Below are 23,145 nucleotides of genomic sequence, written 5' to 3'. Positions count from 1 at the left end.
ATACTCGGCCCCGTTTCATTTTCCGCTACGGCAATTCCGGGAAAAAGCGCCGCTTGAGCGCCAGCTCGACGCCGCGCAGCTCCGCCAGCCCTTTCAACCGCCCGATGGCCGAATAGCCCGGATTGGTTTTCTTTTTCAAATCGTCCAGCATCTGATGCCCATGATCGGGGCGCATCGGGATCGGCCGCCGATCGCCCGCCCGCTGCCGACGCAGTTCTTCGGTCAGGATCGCTTCGATCACCGCCACCATGTCAACATCGCCCTGCAGATGCGCCCCCTCGTGGAAGCTTTTCGGGTTCTCCTCGCGGCAGGTGGCGCGTAAGTGGGTAAAGTGAATGCGATCGCCGAAGGTTTCAATCATCCGCACCAGATCGTTGTCGGCGCGCACGCCGTAGGAACCGGTGCACATGGTGAAGCCGTTATGAATGCTGTCGACGGTCTGCTTCAGCCACTGCATGTCTTCGATCGTGGAGACGATGCGCGGCAGGCCGAGGATCGGCCGCGGCGGATCGTCGGGATGCACCGCCAGCCGGATGCCGGCCTCTTCCGCCACCGGCACGATGGCGCGCAGAAAGACCGCCATGTTTTCGCGCAGTTGCGCCTTGTCGATGCCGTCGTATTCCGCCAGGCGGCGACGGAACTGCTCCAGCGTGTAGCCTTCTTCCGCACCCGGCAGCCCGGCGATGATGTTGCCGGTCAGCGTGGCTTTCTCCTCCTCGCTCATGGCGGCGAAATAGGCCGCCGCCTGACTGCGCTCTTGCGCCGTATAGTCCGCCTCGGCGCCGGCGCGCTGCAGGATGTGCAGCTCGAACGCGGCGAAGGCTACCTGATCGAAACGCAGCGCTTTGGAACCGTCCGGCAGCGGATAGGCCAGATCGGTGCGCGTCCAGTCGAGGATCGGCATGAAGTTGTAGCAAACGGTGTCGATGCCGCAGGCCGCCAGATTGCGCAGTGACTGCTGGTAATTGGCGATGTACCGCCGCCAGTCGCCGCTGTGGGTTTTGATCTCCTCATGTACCGGCACGCTCTCCACCACCGACCACACCAGCCCCTTTTCCGCCAGCAGCGCCTGCCGCGCGCGGATCTCGTCGATCGGCCAAACTTCGCCGTTCGCAATATGGTGCAGCGCCGTGACCACCCCGGTCGCCCCGGCCTGACGCACGTCATCCAAAGAGACCGGATCGTTCGGGCCATACCAACGCCATGTTTGTTCCATGTTGTGTCCTTATGCCTGTCTCGCATCGCGATGTTGTTATACCAGTTTAATTTAGATGTCAGCTATCTTTAACTTACTCTTTCGCCGCGCGCTGTCAAAATTGAACCGTTCATTGGTTGATCCGCTTCACGATTCTGGCTTATTTTGGCCTGACCAATTCCCTTAACCTGCCGACAACTTTAGACTGGTGGCAGTTTTTTATCGCCGGCGCCCCGCTGTCCATGCGTCGGCAAACTGGTCCGCTAACTTGGCGCAAGTGGCCCGCCAGCTGTCTACTCGCTTTGGAGATGAGATGAATACGATCGCCAACACCCCGCTGCCGGGCACCGTCCGGCAACCGAATTATGATCGCCGGGCCCTGCGCAGCCGCATCGTGCACCTGGGTTTCGGCGCGTTCCACCGCGCGCATCAGGCGCTGCTGACCGATCGGGTGCTGAACGCCCACGGCGGCGACTGGGGCATTTGCGAGATCAGTCTTTCCGGCGGCGTGCCGCTGTTTGAAGCGCTGCGGCAACAGGATCATCTGTACAGCGTGCTGGAGAAAGGCGCGGACGGCCATCAGGCCATCGTGATCGGCGCGGTGCATGAGAGCCTGCACCGCAAGCTGGAGGGCATCGCCGCGGTGCTGGAGAAGCTGGCCGAACCGCAGGTGGCGATCGTCTCGATGACCATCACCGAAAAAGGCTACTGTATCGAGCCCGGCAGCGGACGGCTGGACCGACAGCATTCGGGGATCGTCGCCGATCTGGCGTGGCCGCATCAGCCGCAGACCGCGCCCGGCATTTTGGTGGAAGCGCTGCGGCTGCGGCGCGAACGCGGCCTGTCCGCCTTCTCCCTGCTCTCCTGCGACAATATTCCGGAGAACGGCCACGTGTTGCGCCGGGCGGTGCTCGATCTGGCGCAGGCGCGGGATCCGTCGCTCGCCGACTGGATCGCCACCGCCGCCACCTTCCCCTGCACCATGGTGGATCGCATCGTGCCGGCCGCCACGCCGGCCACGCTGGATGAGATCGCCGCCGCGCTGGGCGGCGTGCGCGACGAATGCGCCATCGCCTGCGAGCCCTTCATTCAATGGGTCGTGGAAGACAACTTCACCGCCGGACGCCCGGCGTGGGAGTTGGCCGGCGCCCAGTTGGTCAGCGATGTGCTGCCGTTTGAACACATGAAGCTGCGCATGCTGAACGGCAGCCACTCGTTCCTGGCTTACTTAGGCTACCTGGGCGGCTACCGCTATATCAACGAGTGCATGGCGGATGAGCACTACCGCCGCGCCGCCCTGCGGTTGATGCTGGACGAACAGGCGCCAACGCTGAGCGTCACCGGCATCAGCCTGCCCGATTATGCCGCACAGCTTATCGCGCGCTTCAGCAATCCGGCGCTGCAACACCTCACCTGGCAGATCGCCATGGACGGCACGCAGAAGCTGCCGCAGCGGCTGCTGGATGCCGTGCGCTGGCATCTGCGGCACGGCGGCGACTATAGCGGGCTGGCGCTGGGCGTGGCGGGCTGGATGCGTTACGTCGGCGGCGTCGATGACGCCGGTGAGCCGATCGACATTCGCGATCCGCTGGCAGACCTGCTGCAGCAGACGATCGCCGCAACGCAGGACGATCGACGGCGCGTAGCGGCGCTGTTGGCGTTGAAATCGGTATTCGGCGAAACGCTGGCGGCGCATGCGGCGTTTAGCGAAGCGGTGACGCAAGCCTATTTATCGCTGCGCGATCGCGGCGCGCGTGAAACGGTGAAGGAGTGGGTAATGCGGTGAGGAGCCTGCAGGGCCGAGAATAACCATGCCGGCGTAACGTTACGCCGGCATGGCGGAACGACTTAACGATAAACGACCGTCATAACAGCGAGTTTCTTCTGTTGGTCTACCCACTTCATTTCGGTTGTGCCTAGATTTAGCGGAAGTTCTTTGCGTGTAGTATCAAAACCTGACAACGCTTGCTGGGCCTGATAATGCTGGCCGTTGCGGTAACATTGCGTATTCGCCTTAGAATCTGCAATCTTGACCGTGCAAGGACTTTCAACGATAGAACCGACGAAGCGAATTACCCCGCCGGCCACTCCTGCCTGACTCACTGCCGTCCATGAAAACAACATTCCTACGATCAAAAATAACCGAAAGGTATTCATGGCAACCTCATTTTTAGTTAAGCCAATTTAACCATAGAGGATCTTGTTAGGAATAATCGCAAGGAAAGGGACGAGATTTGATCGTTAATCTCGTCATTAACAATGTAAAAACAAGCTACTAACAAAAGTTAACCGCATCTAACACAGGGTTTTATCTAAGAATTTTCTTGTTATAAACGGTGGATTTTGTCGGTTGAAAAGCGCATGGTGACGTGCAAAATTTGCGAGATAGAGCACAAATTAAATCGCGGCCGTTTCACCGACACGGCTGCGTAACTCATTTATTAAGCAGGTTAATTTTTGCGCCAGGAATTATTAATGACCAAAACCAATTTGATTACCGGTTTCCTCGGCAGCGGCAAAACCACCACTATCCGCCATTTGCTGGCTCATAAGCCCGAACATGAACGCTGGGCGGTATTGGTCAATGAATTCGGCGAGATCGGCATCGACGGCGCGCTGCTGGCAGACAGCGGCGCGGTGCTCAAAGAGATCCCCGGTGGCTGCATGTGCTGCGTCAACGGCCTGCCGATGCAGGTGGGCTTGAATATGCTGTTGCAGCAGGCCAAACCGGATCGGCTGCTGATCGAGCCGACCGGGCTCGGGCATCCGAAACAAATCCTGTCGCTGCTGACCCAGGAGAGCTATGCCGGCTGGATCGATCTGCAGGCCACCCTGTGCCTGCTGGATGCCCGCCAGCTCAGCCAGCCGCGCTACCGCGACAACGAAAACTTCCGCGATCAGCTGGCCGCGGCCGACATTATTTTGGCCAGCAAAAGCGATACCTACCGGCCGGAAGACAGGCTGGCGCTGGAGGCCTGGAAGGCGCAAGACCCGCTGCAGCGGCCCTGCTACGCCATCGCGCAAGGCGAAGCGGATGTCGCGCTGTTGTCACTTCCTCGCACAAATCGTACAGAATTGCCGGACGCGCAGCATCATCATGGTCAGGCGAAAAAGCAGGGGCTGGCGGCGCTGCGGCTGCCGGAGCACGCCCGCTGGCGGCGAGCGTTGAATGAAGGGCAAGGCTTCACCAGCTGCGGCTGGATTTTTGACGGCGATACCCGGTTCGACACCGTCGGCTTCATGGAATGGGTGCGACTCGCGCCGGTCGAACGCGCCAAAGGCGTGGTGCGCATCCCCGAAGGCACATTGCTGATCAATCGTCAGGGGCAGGATCTCAACATCGAAACCCGCCCGGTCGCGCCGCTCGACAGCCGAATTGAGCTTATCCACAGCGAAAATGCCGACTGGAACGCCCTGCAATCCGCCTTGTTTAAGATTCGTTTAAGTTAGACCCCGTACCGTTGCCCCCCGGTTGCCGCAGGGCTGCCGGGTTTTATTTCGTTTTCATTTTTCCAACAGGTTATGTCATGACACGCCGCAATTTACCCCTCATTCTCTTCTTCAACTTACTGGGCGTTGCGCTGTTTCTGTCCTGGTTCCTGCCGGCCAATCACGGCGGCTGGTTTACCCTGGATTCGGCGATTTTCTTCTTCTTTAACCGCCATCTGGCCACCGACCCGGCGTTTTTACACCTGGTCGCCATCACCAACAACCGCGCGTTCGATGTGATTTCGCTGCTCGCCATGGGGCTGCTGTATCTGTACTTTTATCTGAAGCAGGACGCCGCCGGCCGCCGCCGTCTGGTGATCACCGGCGTGGTGATGCTGCTGACCGCCGTGGTGCTGAACCAGCTTGGCCACCTGCTGCCGGTGAAACATCCAAGCCCCACCCTGACCTTTGACAATATCCATCGCGTCAGCGAGCTGACCGGCATCCCCACCAAGGACGCTTCCGGCGACAGCTTCCCCGGCGACCACGGCATGATGCTGATTATTTTTTCCTGCTTTATGCTGCGCTATTTCGGCCGCGGCGCCTTCGCCGTCGCCCTGCTGATTACGTTGGTCTTCTCATTGCCGCGCGTGATGATTGGTGCCCACTGGTTTACCGATATCGCCGTCGGCTCATTGTCCGTGGTGCTGGTTGGCGCCAGCTGGGTGCTGATGACGCCTTGCAGCGACTGGATCGTCGATCGGTTGAATCGCCTGTTGCCCGGTAAGCACCGCCCCGGCCAACCATAATTTGTGTCTATGACTCATGCCGGGAGGCTTACGCCTCCCGCCCTCTTCCCCTCGCCGCGCGCAAAAATTTCCCCACCGTTCGTTAACGCTTTTGCAACCTGATTTCACGCCAGATTCATACATCGGACAATTGGCGTTTTTTATATGAAGATTTACATTATGTTACATCACAAATTCATATAAAAAAGACGGGAAAAAGGCTCGCAATCCCCTATTGGTTCCGGTAATCTCAGATGCGTTTGTGCCTGGTTTAAGTCGAATCAGTATGAAATCCGATAAAAATGTGCGTTCTCGCACGTTTTCAACGGTAACTGGTTGTCGATGCAACAGGTGCGGACTAGGCTCGTTTCGTTTGGCATTTTTCAGGTAGCGACTTTCGTCGTTAAGGACTTCAAGGGAAAACAACAACAATGGTCAAATCTCAACCGTTTCTGAGATATTTTTTGCGGGTAGTCCCTGCAATTGCCGCTGCGGTTATGCTGTCAGCGTGCAGCTCGACTCACACTTCGAACTTGAATAACGCACAAACTGAGATGCGTGCAGTTAATGACAAAGACGGTCTTTTACTGCAAGCCTCTCAGGATGAATTCGAAGCGATGGTCCGCAACGTTGACGTCAAGTCAAAGATTATGGATCAGTATGCGGATTGGAAAGGCGTTCGCTACCGCTTAGGCGGTGACACCAAGCGCGGCATCGATTGCTCGGCGTTTGTACAGCGCACCTTCCGCGAACAGTTCGGCATGGATTTACCGCGTTCGACCTATGAACAGGAAGATCTCGGCAAGAAAATTCAGCGCACCAAGCTGCGCGCCGGCGATTTGGTGCTGTTCCGCGCCGGTTCTACCGGGCGCCATGTCGGCATCTATTTAGGCAACGATCAGTTCGTTCACGCCTCCACCAGCAGTGGGGTCATGATTTCCAAGCTGACCGATAACTATTGGAATAAACGTTATCGAGAAGCGCGCCGGGTGCTGACCAACGGTTAACGGCGCAACGCCCTGAAGATCCTGAATACCAAACGAGCGATAAGCGCCGCCCACGGGCGGCGTTTTTTTTGGTTGTCGAACAGGTATCATCAAAATTGATCCCTGCCTTATCGTCACTTTTCCCTGCTTAACGCCGCCGCACGCCATTATTTTGATAAACTGTTGGCGGGAAATCGCCCCGTCGAGGAAAAACTCGCCTATTATCGTCAGATGACGGCAACGGCGCCCCGGCGTTATTTAAAACGTTTCCGCTGATATTATGCGCATGATATTTCTGTCGGCGACGCCGCATATTTAAATGGCGCCGCCGGTTGGTACGGGATAAAAAGGCAAAAATGAAAAAAAAGCCGTTGGCACAATCCATTAACTGGCTGCGCGACATGCCTGACGCCCGGTTGCAGAGGACTCGGTTATGGGCTTGAAAAGAGCTTTCGCCCGCAGCGTGTCTCACCGACAACGCAGCCTGGCTAAAAGCGGTGTCGCCGCCCTGGTATTTTTTACGCTATTCACCGCGGTCACGCTTTCTTTGATCAACCACCAGCGCACGCAATATCAACATAAGGTCGAAGCGCGCACGCAAAAGTTCACGCTGGGTTATATCTCGCATCTGACGGCGGTGATGCGGCAAATGATGCCGCTGCTGGACAAGCCTTGCCTCTCCAGCCAGTCGGATATCACCTACCAGGCGGCCTTTACCAGCGGCGTGCGCACCTTCCTGTTGGTGAAGGACGGCTACGCCTATTGCTCCTCCGCCACGGGCGACATGATGTTGCCGATGAAAAATATCTATCAGGATATCGACTGGGATCTGCCTTTGGATCTCAAGCTGCAGCAGGGTACGCCGATGGTGCCAAATAAACCGGCGGTTGCGGTTTGGCTGCGACATCCCGGCGAAAAGGCCACTGGCATCCTCGCTACGCTGGACATCGATCTGATGCCCTACCTGCTGTTCACCTCGCACGACGAACAGGCGCCGGGCATCGCCATCGTGATGGGCAACCGCGCGCTGACCACTTTCAGCCCGAACCTGATGCCGGTCAATCAGCTACCGAAGGGCAAGGCGGATACCCTGACGCTGCCCAATCTGCCGCTGACCATCCTGTTCTACAACGAGAAACTGACCCCCAACGACATTCGCCTGACGCTGCTGGGCAGCCTGGTGCTGTCATTGATGACCGGCGTACTCTGCTACTACATGCTGCTGCTGCGGCAAAGCCCGGAACGCGCGCTGCTGCGCGGCATCAAGCGCAACGAGTTCTTTATCGAATACCAGCCGGTGTTCCATACCGATAGCAACAGCATAGGCGGGCTGGAAGCGCTGATCCGCTGGCAGCATCCGATCGAGGGCCGCATCCCGCCCGATGTCTTTATCCCCTACGCCGAAAGCAACGGGCTGATCGTGCCGCTTACCCGCCACCTGTTCAGGCTGATCGCCGAAGATGCGCCACAGCTCGCCAAAGCGCTGCCACGGGGAGGTAAAGTCGGCCTCAACATTTCCCCCGCCCACCTTAGCGCACCGTCGTTTCACCAGGACGTGTATGAACTGTTGACGCAGCTGCCGGGCGATTACTTTACGCTGGTGTTTGAAATCACCGAACGCGGCATGGTGGAAGAAGAGAGCGCGCTGACGGAGTTTGACTGGCTGCACAAACAGGGCATCGAGATCGCGGTGGATGATTTTGGCACCGGGCACAGCGCGCTTATTTATCTTGAGCGCTTCACCATGGATTATCTGAAGATTGACCGTGGCTTCGTCAACACCATCGGCCAGGATACGGTCACCGCGCCGGTGCTGGATGCGGTGATCTCGCTGGCGAAAAAGCTGAAAATGCTGACGGTGGCCGAAGGCGTGGAAACCGCCGAGCAGATGCAGTTTCTGCAAGAACACGGCGTCAACTTCATGCAGGGGTACTACTTCAGCAAGCCGCTGAGCATCGATGATTTCGTCGCTTACTGCAATGCTAATCAGGTCTTTGATTATCAGGAAAAAAATAGTTAATCTTTAAGCATCTTTACCCTGCGCCCGTCCGAAGAATGTTATGCTGGGCGCAGGTTGTACTTTATTCCACAGCAGGAGCTTACTGTCTGATGTCCGTGCGCATTTTCGCTGCTCTGGTGCTCTCGGCACTGAGCTTCGGTCTGCGGGCCGAAGCCCTCAACGAAAGCTACGCTTTCGCCCTTCTCGGTGAACCGAAATACGCCACCGACTTCAGCCATTTTGACTACGTCAATCCGGCGGCGCCCAAGGGCGGCGACGTGCGACTGGCGGCCATCGGCACCTACGACAACTTCAACCGCTTCGCTACCCGCGGCGTGCCCGGCGAGCGCACGATGGAGCTGTACGATACGCTGTTCACCAACTCCGACGACGAACCCGGCAGCTATTACCCGCTGATTGCCGAATCGGCCCGTTTCCCGGCCGACATGCGCTGGATGGAATTGGATATCAACGCCCGCGCGCGCTTCCAGGACGGCAGCCCGATCACCGCCGCCGACGTGGCCTTTACCTTCAATAAATTCATGACCGAAGGCGTGCCGCAGTTTCGCTCCTATTACAAAGGCGTCACGGTCAAGGCCATTTCCCGGTTGACGGTGCGCATCGAGCTGCCTAAGGCGAACCGTGAGCAAATCCTCAGCCTGCTCAGCCTGCGCGTATTGCCGGAAAGCTTCTGGAAAAACCATAAGCTCAACGAACCGCTCAGCACCCCGCCGCTCGCCAGCGGCCCGTATAAAATCGGCGATTATCGCCTCGGCCAGTACATCACCTATCAGCGGGTGCGCGACTACTGGGCCGCCAATCTGCCGGTAAACCGCGGCCGCTACAACTTCGACAGCATTCGCTACGATTATTATCTGGACGATAAGGTATCGCTGGAAGCCTTCAAGGCCGGCGCCTACGATTTCCGCATCGAGCCGTCGCCCAAGAGCTGGGCCACCCAATATCAGGGCGGCAACTTCGCGCGCAACTACATCATCAAGCAGGACGAGACCAACCAGGCGGCGCAGAATACCCGCTGGCTGGCGTTCAATCTGCAAAAACCGCTGTTCGCCGATCGTCGGGTACGGGAAGCGATCGGCCTGGCTTTCGATTTTAACTGGATGAACAAGGCGCTGTATTACAACGCCTATCAGCGCGCCGACAGCTATTTCCAAAACACCGCCTACGCCGCCCGCAGCTACCCGGACGCCGCTGAACTGGCCTTGCTGGCACCGCTCAAGGGCCAGATACCGCCGGAGGTATTTACCAGTATCTACCAACCGCCCTCCTCCGACGGTAGCGGCAACGATCGACAAAACCTGCTGAAGGCGACCCAACTGCTGAAAGAAGCCGGTTGGGTGGTCAAAAATCAAAAGCTGGTCAACGCCAAAACCGGCCAGCCGTTCACCTTTGAACTGATGCTGCTGAGCGGCAGCAACTTCCAGTACGTGCTGCCGTTCCGCCACAACCTGCAGCGGTTGGGCATCGAGATGCAAATCCGCGAGATTGACGCCTCGCAGTACACCCGCCGCATGCGCGAGCGCGATTTCGACATGATGTCGACGGTGTATATGGCGATGCCGTTCCCCAGCGCCGATCTGCAAATTCTGTGGGATTCGCAGTACATCGATTCCAGCTATAACACCCCCGGCGTCAAAGATCCGGCGGTCGACAGCCTGGTCAGGCAAATCGCCGCCCATCAGGGCGACGAAAACGCCCTGTTGCCGCTCGGCCGCGCGCTGGACCGGGTGCTGACCTGGAACAACTACATGCTGCCGATGTGGTACTCCAGCCACGATCGCTACGCCTATTGGGACAAGTTCTCCACGCCGTCGGTCCGCCCGGCCTATGCGATCGGCTTCGACAACTGGTGGTACGACGTCAACAAGGCGGCGCGCTTACCGGCTCAGCGGCAATAAGGAGTCGGAATGGCGGCCTATCTGATACGCAGACTGTTACTGGTGATCCCCACGCTGTGGGCGATCATCACCATCAACTTTTTTATCGTGCAAATCGCCCCCGGCGGTCCGGTCGATCAGGCCATCGCCGCCATTGAGCTGGGGCACGGCAGCGGGTTTGGCAACGGCGGTGTCGGCGAAGGCCTGGGCCACGCCCGGACGGGCATCGCGGCTGGCGACGGCCAATATCGCGGTTCGCGCGGCCTGGATCCGGAGGTGATCGCCGAGATCACTAAGCGTTACGGCTTCGACAAACCGCTGCACGAGCGCTACTTCACCATGCTGTGGAACTATATGCGCTTCGACTTCGGCGACAGCCTGTTTCGCGGCGCTTCGGTGATGCAGCTGATCGGCCAGAGCCTGCCGGTCTCCATCACACTGGGCCTCTGGAGCACGCTGATCATCTATCTGGTGTCGATCCCGCTCGGCATCCGCAAGGCCGTCCACAACGGCAGCGCGTTCGATACCTGGAGCAGCACGCTGATTATCATCGGCTACGCCATTCCGGCTTTTCTGTTCGCCATTCTGATGATCGTGCTGTTCGCCGGCGGCAGCTACCTGGACTGGTTCCCGCTGCGCGGCCTGGTATCGAGCAACTTCGACACCCTCTCATGGCCGGCGAAGATCGCCGACTACCTGTGGCACATCACCCTGCCGGTGCTGGCGACGGTGATCGGCGGTTTCGCCACCCTGACCATGCTGACCAAGAACTCATTCCTCGACGAGATCCGCAAACAGTACGTCACCACCGCCCGCGCCAAGGGGCTGGACGAGAAAAAAATCCTCTACCGCCACGTGTTCCGCAACGCCATGCTGCTGGTGATCGCCGGTTTTCCGGCCACCTTTATCAGCATGTTCTTCACCGGCTCGCTGCTGATTGAAGTGATGTTCTCGCTCAACGGCCTGGGGCTGCTGGGCTACGACGCCACGCTGCAGCGCGACTACCCGGTGATGTTCGGCACGCTGTATATCTTCACCCTGATCGGCCTGCTGTTGAATATCCTCAGCGATATCACCTACACCCTGGTCGATCCGCGCATTGACTTCGAGGCCCGCCAATGAGCCGCCTTAGCCCGATCAACCAGGCGCGCTGGGCGCGTTTTCGCCGCAACCGCCGCGGCTACTGGTCGCTGTGGATCTTTTTGGTGCTGTTCACCCTGAGCCTGGCCGCCGATCTGATCGCCAACGACAAACCGCTGTTGGTGCGTTATGAAGGCCGGTTGTACCTGCCGTTTATGATTAGCTACAGCGAAACCGCCTTCGGCGGCGAACTGAATACCGAAGCCGACTATCAGGATCCGTTCGTGCAGCGGCAGATCGAACGGCACGGCTGGGCGGTCTGGGCACCGATCCGCTTCAGTTACGACACCATCAACTTCACCACCGAGGTGCCCTTCCCTTCGCCGCCTTCGCGGCACAACCTGCTGGGCACCGACAGCAACGGCGGCGACGTGCTGGCCCGGGTGCTGTACGGTTTTCGCATTTCGATGTTGTTCGGTCTGGCGCTGACGCTGTTTTCCAGCCTGATCGGCGTGTGCGTCGGCGCGACGCAGGGGTATTACGGCGGGCGTTTCGATCTGTGGGGGCAGCGCTTTATCGAAGTGTGGTCGGGCATGCCGACGCTGTTTCTGATCATTCTGCTGTCGAGCATCGTCCAGCCCAATTTCTGGTGGCTGCTCGGCATCACCATCCTGTTCGGCTGGATGAGCCTGGTGGGCGTGGTGCGCGCCGAATTCCTGCGCACCCGCAATTTTGACTATATCCGCGCCGCGCGCGCCATGGGCGTGCCGGATCGGGTAATCATGTCCCGCCATATGCTGCCCAACGCCATGGTGGCGACGCTGACCTTCCTGCCGTTTATCCTCTGCGGCTCGATCACCACCCTGACGTCGCTCGATTTCCTCGGTTTCGGTCTGCCGATAGGCTCGCCGTCGCTCGGCGAATTGCTGCTGCAAGGCAAAAACAATCTGCAGGCGCCGTGGCTCGGCATCACCGCCTTCCTGGTATTGGCAGTGCTGCTGTCGTTATTAATCTTTATCGGCGAAGCGGTGCGCGACGCCTTTGACCCCAGCAAGGCGCATTGATATGGCCACTCCTTTGCTCGCTATTCAGGATCTCAGCATCGCCTTCCGTCAGGGCGACAGCGTCACGCCGGTAGTCAATGAACTGTCGCTGCAAATAGCGCCGGCTGAAACGCTGGCGCTGGTAGGGGAATCCGGCTCCGGCAAAAGCGTCACCGCCCTGTCGATACTGCGTCTGCTGCCCGCGCCGCCGGTGGTTTACCCTGCCGGCGATATTCTGTTCAACGGCGAGTCGTTGCTGCATGCGCCGGAGACTGACCTGCGCAAGGTGCGCGGCAATCAGATCGCGATGATCTTTCAGGAACCGATGGTGTCGCTTAACCCACTGCACACCATCGAGAAACAGCTGGCGGAAGTGCTGATGCTGCACCGCGGCCTGCGGCGCGAAGCCGCGCGCGCAGAGATCGTCGAATGCCTGGAGCGCGTCGGCATCCGCCAGGCCAAAACCCGGTTGCAAGACTATCCGCATCAGCTCTCCGGCGGTGAACGCCAACGCGTGATGATCGCCATGGCGGTGTTAACCCGCCCGAAACTGCTGATTGCCGACGAGCCCACCACCGCGCTCGACGTGACTATCCAGGCGCAGATCCTGACGCTGCTGCAAGAATTGAAGCAGGAGATGGGCATGGGGTTGCTGTTCATCACCCATAATCTGAATATCGTGCGCCGCCTGGCAGACAACGTGGCGGTGATGCGCCAGGGGCGCTGCATAGAGCAAAACGGCCGCGCGCAGCTGTTCAGCCGGCCGCAGCATCCCTACACGCAGCAGCTGCTGGCCGCCGAAGACGTCGGCGAACCGCTGCCGCTACCCACCGCGCGCCCCGGCGACGAGCGGCCGCTGCTCAAGGTGGAAGATCTGCAGGTGCGCTTCCCTATCCGGCGCGGCCTGCTGCGCCGCACGGTGGATTATCACTATGCATTGAAATCATTGAGTTTCGAGCTGCGCGCCGGGGAAAGCGTGGGGCTGGTGGGAGAATCCGGCTCGGGTAAAAGCACCACCGGGCTTGCGTTGTTGCGTCTGCTGGCCTCGCAGGGCGCCATCTGGTTCGACGGCGAACCACTGCACCCGCTCACGATGAAGCAGATGCTGCCCTACCGCAGCCGAATGCAAATCGTCTTCCAGGATCCTTATTCCGCCCTGAATCCGCGCCTGAACGTGCAGCAGATCATCGCCGAGGGGCTGGAAGTGCACCAGCGGCTTAGCGCCGAGCAGCGGGAACAACGCGTGATCGAGGTGTTGCGGGAAGTTGGCCTGGATCCGCAGCTTCGCCACCGCTATCCCACCGAGTTTTCCGGCGGCCAGCGCCAGCGTATCGCCATCGCGCGCGCGCTGATCCTGCAACCGCAGCTGCTGATCCTCGACGAGCCAACCTCTTCACTGGATAAATCGGTGCAGGCGCAGATCCTGACGCTGCTGAAATCGCTGCAGCAACGCCACCGGTTGGCTTATCTGTTCATCAGCCATGACCTGCAGGTGGTGCGTTCGCTATGTCACCAGGTCATCGTACTGCGACAGGGGGAAGTGGTTGAACAGGGAGACTGCCGGGCGATTTTCGCGGCGCCCGCAGCCGACTATACCCGTCAACTGCTGCAGTTGGCGGATTAGCGGCGAATTCAGAAGGGGTATTGCGCGCTGAGTGGTTCGGCGATCGCGGCACCGACGTTTTTCAGGCGGCACATGGTGGCGCTCTCGTCGCTGCGCTGCACGAACAGGCAAGGTTCCCCTTCCCATTCGACGATCGCACAGTCGACCTGAATCTCCTGCAGCGACAGATTGAGCTGTTGCATGACCTGCCAGGCCTCGGCCCCTTCATGGCTGAGCAGCTTCAGCCCAATCAGGTTGTTATCTTCGTCTATTCCGTTAAACGGAATCGGTTCGACCTTCACGCCGGTGAAACCGGATAGCCAACGATAACTTTGCGGCAAGCGATGCACTACCGAAAGTTGGATACTCTCCACATGAAATCCCTAGTTTGAAAAGGTGAAACACTTTTACCTGACAGGGTTACTAAGTTATAGCCGTTGACTCCCGACTCTGCCGCGCACAAATGTTATTTAAATGTAAATTTTGCCGCAAGCCATTAACCTGACCCCGTGCTTGCCGATGCCGTGCCACTTTTTGGCGCGCCGTGCGGTGTTATTTCACGGCATTTTGCGACTCAGCTCGCATTTTTGCGTTATATGTAACCCTTTCCCGCAGCGATCTCAACTCTTTTTTCTTGCAATGCGACTACTTTTTCGTCGCCATATTTTTACAATGAAGAAACATCTTACCCGTCACGTTAGCGCCGCCACCGCTGCTAATACCTTGATTTACATCAATCCTAATACAAACCCCCCGCGCGGCTCAGCCGACAGCGCGCCGCGCCTCCCGGGGAATATTGGGCGGCACGACGGCGGAATTTTTTAACAAAAAGCACACAGGTGAGAAAGTGGCCAGTTGATTAGCTTGCGTATATTTAGCAACAAATTTTTCATTGCCGGTTGCACCCTGAAATGGCAGGGCGCAACCCCGTGACGATGCGGAGCGACACGCCCCGAATCGGGAGAACGTCAGGCTGCGCGATCGCGCGGCCGGCTGGCGTAAACATAGAACAGCACCGCCACGATGCTGCACAGCGCCATCGAGGTGACCATTGGCCAAGCGCTTTTGCCCGGCGCCATCGACAGCACCGCCCCTACCAGCGCACCAATGCTGAAGCGCAACGTGCCGGCCAGGGAAGAAGCGGTGCCCGCCATATGCGGAAAATCATCCAGGATCACCGCCATGGCGTTGGAGGAGATCATCGCGATGCACCCCAGATAGACCGCAACGCCGATCACCAGCGCCCAGAAGCCCAGGCCCACGGTGCTCACCGCCATTAGCCACAGCCCCATCGCCAGCTGTACCAGCAGCCCCAGCTTGAACATCTTGACCGCGCCGAAACGCCGCACGTTGCGGCTGTTGATCAGCGTCGTCAGGAACAGGAAGACGATGTTCAGCGCAAAATAGTAACCGAAATGCTGCGGCGAAACGTGGTTCAGTTCGATGTAGACGAACGGCCCGGCGCTGAGGAACGAGAACATGCCCGCAAACGAGAAGGCGCTGGCCAACATGTAACTCAGCACCCGCTTATGGCGGAACAGCGAACCGAAGTTGCCCAGCGTGGTGCGCAGGTGGAACCGCTGGCGCCGCTCTTTCGGCAGCGTCTCCTTGATGAACAAGGCCACCAGCAGCGAACCGATCAGCGCCGCGGCGCCCATGGTCCAGAAGATGGCGTGCCAGCTGAACCACAGCAGCAGCGCACCGCCGATCATCGGCGCCAGCAGCGGCGCAATGGTCATCACCAGAATGACGAACGACATCATGCGCGAGAACTCATCCTTGGTGAACATATCGCGCATCAGGGCGTTGATCACCACGCTGGCGGCCGCCGCCGCCAAACCGTGCAGGAAACGCAGCCCGATCAGTTGATCGATCGACTGCGCCATGGCACAGGCGCAGCCGGCGATGGCGAAGATCAGCGTTCCCCACAGGATCACCGGCTTGCGGCCGATGCTGTCCGACATCGGCCCATAGAACAGCTGCCCGAAGGCAAAGCCGAGCATATAGGCGCTGAGCGTCATCTGCACGCTGCCGGACTCGACGCCAAACTGAGCAGCGATCACCGGCATACTGGGCAGGTACATGTCGATGGCCAACGGCATCAGCATGGACAACAGGCCCAGAATAAAAATCAAACCGAGATGAGAGGTTCGGTTCTGTTGCACGTTCCACGACTCCTTAATCGGCCGCAATCAATGATCGGTTATCAGTCCTGCAGGTGCGGCGCGCCCACGCTGGCGATCTCTTCTTCTGTCAATGGGCGGTATTCGCCCGGAGCCAGATCGTCATCCAGCACGATGGCTCCGATGCGCTCGCGGTGCAACGCGATCACCCGGTTGCCGACGGCGGCGAACATCCGCTTCACCTGGTGGTAGCGCCCTTCGCTGATGGTCAAGCGCACCACGTGCTCGTCGACCTGCTCCAGCGTCGCCGGCCGCGTCAGATCTTTCTCGTTGTGCAGTTGCACCCCTTCAGCGAAACGCTGCGCGGTGTCTTCCGCCAACGGGTGCTCCAACGTGACCAAATAGGTTTTCTCGCAGTGGTGGCGCGGCGACGTGACACGGTGCGACCATTGACCGTCGTCTGTCATCAGCACCAGCCCGGTGGTGTCGATATCCAACCGCCCGGCGGCGTGCAGCTTGTACGCGACCGGCTCATCGAGGAAATACAGCACCGTCGGATGATCGGGATCGTCGGTAGAGCAGACGTAGCCCTGCGGTTTGTTGAGCATGAAATAGCGCGGGCCGTTCTGCTGCTGCAGCGGATTGCCGTCGAACGCCACTTCTTGCTCCGGGGTCAGTTTGACAGCCCCGCTCTTCACTACCTCACCGTCCACGGTGACGCGTTTAGCCCGAAGTTCGCGCGCGACCAGCGCACGGCTGATGCCTAACTGCTGAGATAAAAACTTGTCCAATCGCATGGGATCTGCTTTGCCTGTCGTTGTTATGATCGCATTGATCGTATTGCCAAAATATGACGCCCGCCGTTGCACCGGGTGCAAATAGCAGGTTCAGGGGGGGAATCGCGTGGGGGAACAGCGATTGCTGTCACACAAGTATAGCGACACAACGCGTTGCCCGACAGAGGTAATTTTCACGCTTCTCGCACCGCGCGCGCGCAGAAGGCATAATAGTAGAAATTTTTCGGCCGCCCGGGGCGTAAAATGTCGCTGTTTCTGTGGGAACGGGGGCGACAAGACCTGTACCCGGCGGCCCATTCCACTCTACGGCGTTCATTTTATGGCCTTTACCCTACGCCCCTACCAACTGGAAGCGGTCGAAGCCACCATCAACCATTTCCGGCGGCGTCCCGAACCGGCGCTGATCGTGCTGCCGACCGGCGCCGGCAAAAGCCTGGTGATCGCCGAACTGGCGAAGCGAGCCCGTGGGCGGGTGCTGGTGTTGGCGCACGTCAAGGAACTGGTGGCGCAAAACCACGCCAAATACTGCGCCTACGGCCTGGAGGCGGACATCTTCGCCGCCGGTCTGCAACAAAAAGAGAGCGCCGGCAAAGTGGTGTTCGGCAGCGTGCAGTCGGTGGCGCGCAACCTGCCGCTGTTCGACGGCGCCTTTTCGCTGCTGATCGTCGATGAATGCCACCGCATCAGTGACGACGACGACAGCCAGTACCAACAAATCATCCAGCATTTGCAGAAAACCAACCCGCAGCTGCGGCTGCTGGGGTTGACCGCCACGCCCTATCGTCTGGGCAAGGGCTGGATTTACCAGTATCACTACCACGGTTTTACCCGCGGCGACGGCGCCAGCCTGTTTCGCGACTGCATCTATGAGCTGCCGCTGCGCTATATGATTAAGAACGGCTTCCTGGTGCCGCCTGAGCGGCTGGACATGCCGATTGTACAGTACGATTTCAGCCGGCTGGAGGCCAGAAGCAACGGCCTGTTCAGCGAAGCGGATCTGAACCGCGAGCTGAAGCGGCAAAACCGCGTCACGCCGCACATTATCAGCCAGATTGTGGAGTACGCCGACGATCGCAAAGGGGTAATGATCTTCGCCGCCACCGTCGAGCACGCCCGCGAGATCCACGGCCTGCTGCCGAACGGCGAGGCCGCGCTGGTCAGCGCAGAAACGCCGCCCGCCGAGCGCGATGCGCTGATCGAGGCGTTCAAACAGCAGCAGTTGCGCTATCTGGTCAACGTAGCGGTATTGACCACCGGTTTCGACGCGCCGCACGTCGATCTGATCGCGATCCTGCGCCCGACCGAGTCCGTCAGCCTGTATCAGCAGATCGTCGGCCGCGGGCTGCGGCTGGCGCCCGGCAAGGAGGATTGTCTGATCCTCGACTATGCCGGCAACCCGCACGATCTGTTTACGCCTGAGGTCGGCGTCAGCAAGCCGCACGGCGACAGCCAGCCGGTGCAGGTGTTCTGCCCGGCCTGCGGCTTCGCCAATCTGTTCTGGGGCAAGTGCACCGAGAACGGCGATATCATCGAGCACTACGGCCGCCGCTGTCAGGGCTGGCTGGAAGACGACGACGGCCACCGCGAACAGTGCGATTACCGCTTCCGGTTCAAGAGCTGCCCGCACTGCGGCGCGGAGAACGACATCGCCGCACGCCGCTGCCATCAGTGTCAGGAGGTGCTGGTCGATCCCGATGACATGCTGAAGGCGGCGCTGAAGCTGAAAGACGCGCTGGTGCTGCGCTGCGGCGGCATGGAACTGCAGAGCGGCCGCGATGACAAGGGCGAATGGCTGAAGGCCACCTATTACGACGAGGACGGCACCAGCACCAGCGAGCGCTTCCGCCTGCAGACGCCGGCGCAGCGCAAAGCCTTCGAGATGCTGTTCCTGCGCCCGCACCAGCGCGCACCGGGCGTGCCGTTCGCCTGGCACACCGCCGCCGACGTGCTGGCGCAACAACAGGCGCTGCGCCATCCGGATTTCGTGGTGGCGCGCAAACGCGGCCAGTTTTGGCAGGTGCGCGAGAAAGTGTTCGATTATCAAGGCCGTTTCCGCCGCGCCAATCAATTGACCTGAGCGAACGGTCCCCAATCTGGACAGGTTTTCGTTGCCCTGCAGGCGGCTTTCCGTTAAAATGCCGCGCGCTTTACCTGGGCCTGCCCAGCGTTAAAGCGGATTCCCGAACTTGCTACTTGGGTCGCCTGTAGCAGGGTAAATTTTCTTTTAAGAGAAAAAACAATGTTCACTATCAATGCAGAAGTACGTAAAGACCAGGGTAAAGGTGCGAGCCGCCGCCTGCGTGCAGCAAACAAATTCCCAGCTATCGTTTACGGTGGCAAAGAAGCTGCAGTTTCCATCGAATTGGACCATGATTCTGTTAAGAACATGGAAGCTAAACCAGAATTCTACAGCGAAGCAGTAACTCTGGTTATCGACGGTAAAGAAACCAAAGTTAAGGTTCAGGCTGTACAGCGTCACCCGTTCAAGCCAAAACTGGCTCACATCGACTTCGTTCGCGTTTAATCGCTACGTTTTCGAACCTTTCGGGACGCCGAAATAAAGAACGCCGCAATTGCGGCGTTTTTTATTGTCTGCGATCCGGCGCGCTTACTTGCCGCTGCCGGTCCGGCGCTGCAGCTGATCGCGCAGGTTCGGCGGCGTGCCTCTGATAGTCAGCGTGTCGGTGGCCGCATCCCAGAAAATGCGCTCGCCCAACAGCATGGCGTCGAAATTCAGGCTGATGCCGCCGCCGCTGCCGGCAAATTTGGTCAGCTGGCGCAGCGTGCCGCGATCCGCCGGGAAGCTTTCCTCCAACTCATACCCTTGCTCGCTGGAGAACTGCATGAAGTCTTTCTCACCGACCGGCGACAGCTCCTGCGACAGGGCCTGCAGTTCAATCTCTTCGCCCGCCTGCAGCTGTTCGTTGCAGTAGCTGTACACCTGTTGGCGCACCGACTGGCGCTCGTTCTTGTCCAACTGCGCATCGGCGCAGTAGTCGTCCACCGCCTGCAGCAGCCCGCGGTTTTGCGCCTTGGTGTCCAACCCTTCGGACGCCGCCAGGAAATCCATGAAGAAGTCGGCGACCTTGCGGCCTACGCGCCCGCGCAGGAAGGTCAGATAGCGGGTCGATTCCGGGTTGGTTTCCCATTCGGTCAGATCGATGCGCGCGACGATATCGGCGTTGTTGATGTCCAGATAGTGCGTGGTGTTGATATCCAGCTCTTCGTTGACGCGCATGCTGTTACGGCTGTTCAGCACCGCGATCAGCAAGTACTCCACCGCCAGATAACGGTATTGGCCGAACAGCACCACGCCGCCTTCGGCAAACGGATACTTCGCCAGTTCGTCGCGCAGGCGGCCGGTCGCCGCGCGGCTGAAGGCCAGAAAGTCCTTATCGTCCTTGCGGCAAGTGCGCAGCGCTTCCGCCAGTTCGCTGCCTTCGTTGAACAGGCCCAAGGCCTTGCTCTTGGCGCTGTAGACGCGATGCAATTCCGTCATCATTTCTTCCACCGCCGCGTTGGTGGGAAGCAAGGTATCACGCAACACCACGTCCAGCGTTTGCTCGTCGCGTTTCACCAATTGGTGCAGAGCGATCTGGTCGATATCCAGACTCATGATAAATCCTCCTGTTCTTTAGGCGCGTATTCAAACACTGAAGACCCCGCCCTGCAATACTAAAAAGCTGTGGCCAACCGGAAAGGCGCAGCGGGGCCCCGCCCCGGCGCGGGCGAACAATTTCCCGAATGACAGGAAGTGATAAAAGAGCGGAAAATCACTGCCCTATACGGTAAGATAGGGCACTTTGCAGATTACTAAGCGCAATTTTATGCCACAATCATCCCGTTACAGTGACGAACACGTTGAACAACTGCTCTCAGAGCTGGTCAATGTTCTGGAAAAACACCATACCCCCACCGATCTTTCCCTGATGGTGCTGGGCAACATGGTCACTAATTTGATCAACACCAGCGTTGCCCCCGCGCAGCGGAAAACCCTGGCGAGATCGTTCGCGGAAGCCTTGCAGGCTTCTGTCCGTGAAGATAAAGCACATTAATATTGACTTATGGTGACAAACCGTCAGCGTTATCGTGAAAAAGTCTCCCAGATGATCAGCTGGGGGCACTGGTTCGCCTTATTCAACATCCTGCTCGCCCTTGGGCTGGGCAGCCGCTACCTGTTTGTCACCGACTGGCCCGCATCCCTGCTGGGCCGGGTCTATGCCTTTGTCAGCCTGCTGGGGCATTTCAGCTTTATCGTGTTCGCCGGCTATTTGCTGGTGATCTTCCCGCTCACCTTCGTGGTGATGTCGCAGCGGCTGCTGCGATTTATTTCCGCCGCGTTGGCCACCATCGGGCTCACGCTGTTGCTGGTCGACAGCGAAGTGTTCTCCCATTTCCACCTGCACCTCAATCCGGTGGTGTGGGATCTGGTGGTCAACCCGGATCAAAGCGAGCTTTCGCGCGACTGGCAGCTGATGTTTATCTGCGTGCCGGTGATCTTCCTGGTGGAGATGCTGTTCGGCACCTGGAGCTGGCAGAAGCTGCGCAGCCTGAACCGCCGCCGCTTCGGCAAGCCGCTGGCGGCGCTGTTTATCAGCGCCTTTTTCGCGTCGCACCTGATTTATATCTGGGCCGACGCCAACTTCTATCGCCCGATCACCATGCAGCGAGCCAACCTGCCGCTCTCGTACCCGATGACCGCGCGCAAGTTCCTCGAGAAACACGGCCTGCTCGACCAGCAAGAGTATGAGCGCCGTCTGGTGCAACAGGGCAACCCGGAAGCGGTGTCGGTAGAGTATCCGCTCAGCGATCTCAGCTACGGCGATAAAGGCAGCGACTATAACCTGCTGATGATCGTAGTGGACGGCATTCGCGCCAAAGACGTGGCGCAGGACATGCCAACCCTGACCCGCTTCGCCCAGGAAAACGTGCGTTTCAGCGATCACTACAGTTCGGGCAACCATGCCGATACCGGGCTGTTCGGCCTGTTCTACGGCATTTCCCCGACCTATCTGGACAGCGTGCTCGCCGGCCGTAAGCCGTCGGCACTGATCAATGCGCTCGGCGATCGGGGCTACCAGCTGGGGCTGTTCTCCTCCGATGGCTTCAATGCCAGCCTGTACCGCCAGGCTCTGTTGACCGACTTCTCGCTGCCAACGCCGGCGCCGCAAAGCGACGCCCAAACCACCCAGCAATGGCAACGTTGGTTGGCGGACCAGGGTAGCAAAGAGCCGTGGTTCTCCTATATCAACTTCAGCGGCGCCGAGCCGACCGAAGGCGACAAAAAACCGGTTCCGGCCGACTTTATTCGGCGCTACCGCACCGGCGCGCAAGATGTGGATGCTCAGATAGCCCGGGTGCTGGACACGCTGAAACAGCGCGGCCTGCTGGATAAAACCGTGGTGGTGATCACCGCCGAGCACGGCGTCGAGTTCAACGACAGCGGCAAAGGCCAATGGGGCGCCGGCACCGCCTTCAACCAGGCGCAACTGCAGGTGCCGTTGGTGATCCACTGGCCGGGCACCCCGGCGCAGACCATCAGCAAGCTGACCGGCCATAACGACGTCATGCGCACCTTGATGCAACGCCTGCTGCACGTGCAAACCGCGCCGAAAGACTATTCGCAAGGCGAGGATCTGTTCACCGCCCAGCGCCGCAACAACTGGATCGCCACCGGCGATGGCAACCAGCTGGTGATCACCACGCCGACACAAACGCTGATGCTGGACAACAGCGGCAACTATCGCGTCTACGATCAGAACGGCGATGAAATAAAAGACGAGAAACCGCAGCTTGCTCTGCTGTTGCAGGTGTTGACCGATGTAAAACGCTTTATCGCCAACTAACTGCTTAAAACTAAAGCAATCAAGTGGCGAGGCGCTTGCATTAACATCGGGAATCGGTAGTATGATTTTTCATAGCGTCGGCATGTAGCGCAGCCTGGTAGCGCACCGTCATGGGGTGTCGGGGGTCGGAGGTTCGAATCCTCTCATGCCGACCAAATTCAAGAAAACCTGCTGTTACAGCAGGTTTTTTTTCGTCTGCACGTCGAGAGGATGAGAATCTCCGCAGGAGGTTTGAGCCGAACGAAGTGAGACCACGTTGCTTTAGCAACGGCCCGCAGGGCAAGCATCGAAGATGCGCATAATCCTCTCATGCCGACCAAATTTAAGAAAACCTGCTGTTACAGCAGGTTTTTTTTCG

General features: G+C 59.0%; 19 protein-coding genes, 1 tRNA gene and 1 other RNA gene. 15 read left to right on the top strand and 6 right to left on the bottom strand.

Features of this window, described 5'->3' with window-relative positions:
• Positions 1-25: 25 nt before the first annotated feature.
• A complete protein-coding gene (gene uxuA, locus AC2CGI_RS02600) occupies positions 26-1,216 on the bottom strand; it encodes a mannonate dehydratase (protein ID WP_004935728.1) in 1,191 nt (396 codons plus the stop codon).
• A gap of 292 nt (positions 1,217-1,508) precedes the next feature.
• Here uxuA and AC2CGI_RS02595 point away from each other — a divergent pair, with 292 nt between their 5' ends.
• Entirely contained in the window at positions 1,509-2,981 is a 1,473-nt protein-coding gene (locus tag AC2CGI_RS02595; RefSeq protein ID WP_076740599.1) for a mannitol dehydrogenase family protein, read from the top strand.
• A 62-nt stretch (positions 2,982-3,043) separates the two neighbouring features.
• Here the strand turns inward: AC2CGI_RS02595 and AC2CGI_RS02590 are convergent, their stop codons facing one another.
• Positions 3,044-3,352 carry a type 1 fimbrial protein gene (locus AC2CGI_RS02590; protein ID WP_004935734.1) on the bottom strand — a complete coding sequence of 103 codons (309 nt, stop codon included), beginning with the start codon at positions 3,350-3,352 and terminating at the stop codon, positions 3,044-3,046.
• 318 nt (positions 3,353-3,670) lie between these two features.
• On the opposite strand from AC2CGI_RS02590, the gene AC2CGI_RS02585 reads away from it, so the two are divergent.
• The 8 genes from AC2CGI_RS02585 to yejF all read left to right on the top strand — a co-directional run bounded on the left by AC2CGI_RS02585 (position 3,671) and on the right by yejF (position 14,042).
• Entirely contained in the window at positions 3,671-4,645 is a 975-nt protein-coding gene (locus AC2CGI_RS02585) for a CobW family GTP-binding protein (protein WP_004935738.1), read from the top strand.
• Between the two features lie 77 nt (positions 4,646-4,722).
• Positions 4,723-5,433, top strand: a complete 711-nt coding sequence (locus tag AC2CGI_RS02580; protein WP_004935741.1) for a phosphatase PAP2 family protein — start codon at positions 4,723-4,725, stop codon at positions 5,431-5,433.
• A 410-nt stretch (positions 5,434-5,843) separates the two neighbouring features.
• Entirely contained in the window at positions 5,844-6,419 is a 576-nt protein-coding gene (gene mepS, locus AC2CGI_RS02575; protein ID WP_025303553.1) for a bifunctional murein DD-endopeptidase/murein LD-carboxypeptidase, read from the top strand.
• Positions 6,420-6,831: 412 nt separating this feature from the next.
• A complete protein-coding gene (locus AC2CGI_RS02570; RefSeq protein WP_015378532.1) occupies positions 6,832-8,418 on the top strand; it encodes a cyclic di-GMP phosphodiesterase in 1,587 nt (528 codons plus the stop codon).
• Positions 8,419-8,507: 89 nt separating this feature from the next.
• On the top strand, positions 8,508-10,316 hold the full coding sequence (locus AC2CGI_RS02565) for an extracellular solute-binding protein (RefSeq protein WP_076740598.1): 1,809 nt from the start codon (positions 8,508-8,510) through the stop codon (positions 10,314-10,316).
• 9 nt (positions 10,317-10,325) lie between these two features.
• On the top strand, positions 10,326-11,417 hold the full coding sequence (locus tag AC2CGI_RS02560; RefSeq protein ID WP_015378534.1) for a microcin C ABC transporter permease YejB: 1,092 nt from the start codon (positions 10,326-10,328) through the stop codon (positions 11,415-11,417).
• On the top strand, positions 11,414-12,439 hold the full coding sequence (locus AC2CGI_RS02555) for an ABC transporter permease (protein ID WP_076740597.1): 1,026 nt from the start codon (positions 11,414-11,416) through the stop codon (positions 12,437-12,439). The genes AC2CGI_RS02560 and AC2CGI_RS02555 overlap by 4 nt, the downstream gene beginning before the upstream one ends.
• 1 nt (position 12,440) lies before the next feature.
• A complete protein-coding gene (gene yejF, locus AC2CGI_RS02550) occupies positions 12,441-14,042 on the top strand; it encodes a microcin C ABC transporter ATP-binding protein YejF (protein WP_076740596.1) in 1,602 nt (533 codons plus the stop codon).
• 8 nt (positions 14,043-14,050) lie between these two features.
• Here yejF and AC2CGI_RS02545 read toward each other — a convergent pair whose 3' ends face one another.
• From AC2CGI_RS02545 to rsuA, 3 genes are all read right to left on the bottom strand, one after another.
• On the bottom strand, positions 14,051-14,395 hold the full coding sequence (locus AC2CGI_RS02545) for a YejG family protein (protein ID WP_004935763.1): 345 nt from the start codon (positions 14,393-14,395) through the stop codon (positions 14,051-14,053).
• 594 nt (positions 14,396-14,989) lie between these two features.
• The gene (locus AC2CGI_RS02540; RefSeq protein WP_015378537.1) at positions 14,990-16,186 is read right to left on the bottom strand and encodes a Bcr/CflA family multidrug efflux MFS transporter; all 1,197 of its coding nucleotides are present in this window, start codon (positions 16,184-16,186) and stop codon (positions 14,990-14,992) included.
• A 41-nt stretch (positions 16,187-16,227) separates the two neighbouring features.
• Positions 16,228-16,941, bottom strand: coding sequence for a 16S rRNA pseudouridine(516) synthase RsuA (rsuA, locus tag AC2CGI_RS02535; protein WP_004935770.1), 714 nt, complete (start codon positions 16,939-16,941; stop codon positions 16,228-16,230).
• Between the two features lie 319 nt (positions 16,942-17,260).
• Between rsuA and radD the strand changes: the two genes are divergently transcribed.
• Positions 17,261-19,018 carry a DNA repair helicase RadD gene (gene radD / locus AC2CGI_RS02530; protein ID WP_004935773.1) on the top strand — a complete coding sequence of 586 codons (1,758 nt, stop codon included), beginning with the start codon at positions 17,261-17,263 and terminating at the stop codon, positions 19,016-19,018.
• 162 nt (positions 19,019-19,180) lie between these two features.
• Complete coding sequence (gene rplY, locus AC2CGI_RS02525; RefSeq protein WP_004935776.1) at positions 19,181-19,465, top strand: 50S ribosomal protein L25; 285 nt, start codon at positions 19,181-19,183, stop codon at positions 19,463-19,465.
• Positions 19,466-19,549: 84 nt separating this feature from the next.
• Here the strand turns inward: rplY and yejK are convergent, their stop codons facing one another.
• On the bottom strand, positions 19,550-20,557 hold the full coding sequence (gene yejK / locus AC2CGI_RS02520) for a nucleoid-associated protein YejK (protein WP_004935779.1): 1,008 nt from the start codon (positions 20,555-20,557) through the stop codon (positions 19,550-19,552).
• Positions 20,558-20,768: 211 nt separating this feature from the next.
• Between yejK and AC2CGI_RS02515 the strand changes: the two genes are divergently transcribed.
• From AC2CGI_RS02515 to AC2CGI_RS02500, 4 genes are all read left to right on the top strand, one after another.
• Complete coding sequence (locus AC2CGI_RS02515; RefSeq protein ID WP_004935782.1) at positions 20,769-20,996, top strand: YejL family protein; 228 nt, start codon at positions 20,769-20,771, stop codon at positions 20,994-20,996.
• A 9-nt stretch (positions 20,997-21,005) separates the two neighbouring features.
• Positions 21,006-22,787, top strand: coding sequence for an LPS biosynthesis-modulating metalloenzyme YejM (gene yejM, locus AC2CGI_RS02510; protein ID WP_076740595.1), 1,782 nt, complete (start codon positions 21,006-21,008; stop codon positions 22,785-22,787).
• A gap of 78 nt (positions 22,788-22,865) precedes the next feature.
• Positions 22,866-22,942 (top strand) — tRNA-Pro (locus AC2CGI_RS02505).
• Between the two features lie 34 nt (positions 22,943-22,976).
• A non-coding RNA gene (locus AC2CGI_RS02500) (RtT sRNA) lies at positions 22,977-23,106 on the top strand.
• Positions 23,107-23,145: the final 39 nt, after the last annotated feature.

Source organism: Serratia sp. LSHTC3 (genome assembly GCF_057197125.1).
The sequence above is the reverse complement of the archived record's forward strand: the minus strand, read 5'-3'. Positions and strand labels throughout refer to the sequence as shown.

What these genes read in the sequence shown, in the direction of transcription:
- uxuA (WP_004935728.1), bottom strand. Translation starts at nt 1,216, where the DNA reads ATGGAACAAACATGGCGTTGGTATGGCCCGAACGATCCGGTCTCTTTG.
- AC2CGI_RS02595 (WP_076740599.1), top strand. Translation starts at nt 1,509, where the DNA reads ATGAATACGATCGCCAACACCCCGCTGCCGGGCACCGTCCGGCAACCG.
- AC2CGI_RS02590 (WP_004935734.1), bottom strand. Translation starts at nt 3,352, where the DNA reads ATGAATACCTTTCGGTTATTTTTGATCGTAGGAATGTTGTTTTCATGG.
- AC2CGI_RS02585 (WP_004935738.1), top strand. Translation starts at nt 3,671, where the DNA reads ATGACCAAAACCAATTTGATTACCGGTTTCCTCGGCAGCGGCAAAACC.
- AC2CGI_RS02580 (WP_004935741.1), top strand. Translation starts at nt 4,723, where the DNA reads ATGACACGCCGCAATTTACCCCTCATTCTCTTCTTCAACTTACTGGGC.
- mepS (WP_025303553.1), top strand. Translation starts at nt 5,844, where the DNA reads ATGGTCAAATCTCAACCGTTTCTGAGATATTTTTTGCGGGTAGTCCCT.
- AC2CGI_RS02570 (WP_015378532.1), top strand. Translation starts at nt 6,832, where the DNA reads ATGGGCTTGAAAAGAGCTTTCGCCCGCAGCGTGTCTCACCGACAACGC.
- AC2CGI_RS02565 (WP_076740598.1), top strand. Translation starts at nt 8,508, where the DNA reads ATGTCCGTGCGCATTTTCGCTGCTCTGGTGCTCTCGGCACTGAGCTTC.
- AC2CGI_RS02560 (WP_015378534.1), top strand. Translation starts at nt 10,326, where the DNA reads ATGGCGGCCTATCTGATACGCAGACTGTTACTGGTGATCCCCACGCTG.
- AC2CGI_RS02555 (WP_076740597.1), top strand. Translation starts at nt 11,414, where the DNA reads ATGAGCCGCCTTAGCCCGATCAACCAGGCGCGCTGGGCGCGTTTTCGC.
- yejF (WP_076740596.1), top strand. Translation starts at nt 12,441, where the DNA reads ATGGCCACTCCTTTGCTCGCTATTCAGGATCTCAGCATCGCCTTCCGT.
- rsuA (WP_004935770.1), bottom strand. Translation starts at nt 16,941, where the DNA reads ATGCGATTGGACAAGTTTTTATCTCAGCAGTTAGGCATCAGCCGTGCG.
- radD (WP_004935773.1), top strand. Translation starts at nt 17,261, where the DNA reads ATGGCCTTTACCCTACGCCCCTACCAACTGGAAGCGGTCGAAGCCACC.
- rplY (WP_004935776.1), top strand. Translation starts at nt 19,181, where the DNA reads ATGTTCACTATCAATGCAGAAGTACGTAAAGACCAGGGTAAAGGTGCG.
- yejK (WP_004935779.1), bottom strand. Translation starts at nt 20,557, where the DNA reads ATGAGTCTGGATATCGACCAGATCGCTCTGCACCAATTGGTGAAACGC.
- AC2CGI_RS02515 (WP_004935782.1), top strand. Translation starts at nt 20,769, where the DNA reads ATGCCACAATCATCCCGTTACAGTGACGAACACGTTGAACAACTGCTC.
- yejM (WP_076740595.1), top strand. Translation starts at nt 21,006, where the DNA reads ATGGTGACAAACCGTCAGCGTTATCGTGAAAAAGTCTCCCAGATGATC.